The sequence below is a fragment of the Sinorhizobium americanum genome (assembly GCF_001651855.1).
Taxonomy (GTDB): Bacteria; Pseudomonadota; Alphaproteobacteria; order Rhizobiales; family Rhizobiaceae; genus Sinorhizobium; species Sinorhizobium americanum.
The window spans coordinates 1-2,500 of the sequence record NZ_LNQC01000019.1 but is presented as its reverse complement, the minus strand read 5'-3'; the positions used below and the strand labels follow the sequence as shown (position 1 = coordinate 2,500).

The window sequence follows — 2,500 nt, the reverse complement described above, 5'->3', positions numbered from 1 at the left end:
AGAGCGTCGACCGAATACCCCCGGGGGTAGAGCACTGGATGGGCTATGGGGACTCACCGTCTTACTGATCCTAACCAAACTCCGAATACCGGGGAGTACTAGTCGGCAGACACACGGCGGGTGCTAACGTCCGTCGTGAAAAGGGCAACAACCCTGACCTCCAGCTAAGGTCCCCAAGTCATGGCTAAGTGGGAAAGGATGTGAGGATCCCAAAACAACCAGGATGTTGGCTTAGAAGCAGCCATCATTTAAAGAAAGCGTAACAGCTCACTGGTCTAAATAAGGGTCTTTGCGCCGAAAATGTAACGGGGCTGAAGCCATGCACCGAAGCTGAGGATTTGATCGCAAGATCAAGTGGTAGCGGAGCGTTCCGTAAGCCTGTGAAGGGATACCCGTGAGGGGTCCTGGAGGTATCGGAAGTGCGAATGTTGACATGAGTAACGATAAAGAGGGTGAGAGACCCTCTCGCCGAAAGACCAAGGGTTCCTGCTTAAAGTTAATCTGAGCAGGGTTAGCCGGCCCCTAAGACGAGGCGGACACGCGTAGTCGATGGGAACCACGTTAATATTCGTGGGCCTGGTGGTAGTGACGGATCGCTTAACTTGTCTGGACTTATTGGATTGTCCAGGCTTGGACGCGGTCCCGGGAAATAGCTCCACCGTATAGACCGTACCCGAAACCGACACAGGTGGTCAGGTAGAGTATACCAAGGCGCTTGAGAGAACTGCGTTGAAGGAACTCGGCAAATTGCACGCGTAACTTCGGAAGAAGCGTGACCCCATGATGGGCAACCATTGTGGGGTGGCACAGACCAGGGGGTAGCGACTGTTTATCAAAAACACAGGGCTCTGCGAAGTCGCAAGACGACGTATAGGGTCTGACGCCTGCCCGGTGCTGGAAGGTTAAGAGGAGGGGTGCAAGCTCTGAATCGAAGCCCCAGTAAACGGCGGCCGTAACTATAACGGTCCTAAGGTAGCGAAATTCCTTGTCGGGTAAGTTCCGACCTGCACGAATGGCGTAACGACTTCCCCGCTGTCTCCAACGCAGACTCAGTGAAATTGAATTCCCCGTGAAGATGCGGGGTTCCTGCGGTCAGACGGAAAGACCCCGTGCACCTTTACTATAGCTTTACACTGGCATTCGTGTCGGCATGTGTAGGATAGGTGGTAGGCTTTGAAGCGGGGACGCCAGTTCTCGTGGAGCCATCCTTGAAATACCACCCTTATCGTCATGGATGTCTAACCGCGGTCCGTCATCCGGATCCGGGACAGTGTATGGTGGGTAGTTTGACTGGGGCGGTCGCCTCCGAAAGAGTAACGGAGGCGCGCGATGGTGGGCTCAGAGCGGTCGGAAATCGCTCGTCGAGTGCAATGGCATAAGCCCGCCTGACTGCGAGACTGACAAGTCGAGCAGAGACGAAAGTCGGTCATAGTGATCCGGTGGTCCCGCGTGGAAGGGCCATCGCTCAACGGATAAAAGGTACGCCGGGGATAACAGGCTGATGACCCCCAAGAGTCCATATCGACGGGGTTGTTTGGCACCTCGATGTCGGCTCATCGCATCCTGGGGCTGGAGCAGGTCCCAAGGGTTTGGCTGTTCGCCAATTAAAGCGGTACGTGAGCTGGGTTCAGAACGTCGTGAGACAGTTCGGTCCCTATCTGCCGTGGGTGTAGGAATATTGACAGGATCTGTCCCTAGTACGAGAGGACCGGGATGGACATATCTCTGGTGGACCTGTTGTCCTGCCAAGGGCATAGCAGGGTAGCTATATATGGAAGGGATAACCGCTGAAGGCATCTAAGCGGGAAACCCACCTGAAAACGAGTATTCCCTCGAGAACCGTGGAAGACGACCACGTTGATAGGCCGGGTGTGGAAGTGCGGCAACGCATGAAGCTTACCGGTACTAATCGTTCGATCGGCTTGATCGTTCCCATTGCTTATGCTCATCAAACGAAGTTTGATGATGCTATCTTCTGTCCTCACGCTGTCGCGATCTGAAGATCGCTACGCTGCGGACGGCGCGCCGGACGTCCGGCGGCTCGGCTCTGCCGGCTGCTGCAAATATCCGGATAAGACGCAAAAGACGTGTTCAAAAACGAAGCAATGCTTCACCAGCTTCTCACAATTTGCTCCTCCGGGAGCAAACTTGCGCTTTGCCGACCTGGTGGTTCTGGCGGGGTGGCTGCACCCGTTCCCATTCCGAACACGGCCGTGAAACGCCCCAGCGCCGATGGTACTTCGTCTTAAGACGCGGGAGAGTAGGTCGCTGCCAGGTCTGCAAATCGCAAGAAAAAGCAATCTTCTCTTCAAACTCGGCCCAAGCCGAAACAACGGGCCGCCTACAAGCGGCCCTTATGCTTTGAAGATAACGCGGGGTGGAGCAGCCCGGTAGCTCGTCAGGCTCATAACCTGAAGGCCGCAGGTTCAAATCCTGCCCCCGCAACCAAATCACAAGCAACATCAAGGGCTCCGAGATTCTCGGAGCCCTTTTTGCGTTC

The 2,500-nt window shown here is 55.2% G+C and carries 1 tRNA gene and 2 rRNA genes (1 of these 3 cut by a window edge); all 3 read left to right on the top strand.

Annotated features, from left to right (window positions below):
* Positions 1-1,930, top strand: a 23S ribosomal RNA gene (locus ATC00_RS00195) (it extends 869 nt beyond the left edge of the window).
* Between the two features lie 232 nt (positions 1,931-2,162).
* A 5S ribosomal RNA gene (rrf, locus tag ATC00_RS00190) occupies positions 2,163-2,277 on the top strand.
* 94 nt (positions 2,278-2,371) lie between these two features.
* Positions 2,372-2,448, top strand: a tRNA-Met gene (locus ATC00_RS00185).
* Positions 2,449-2,500: the final 52 nt, after the last annotated feature.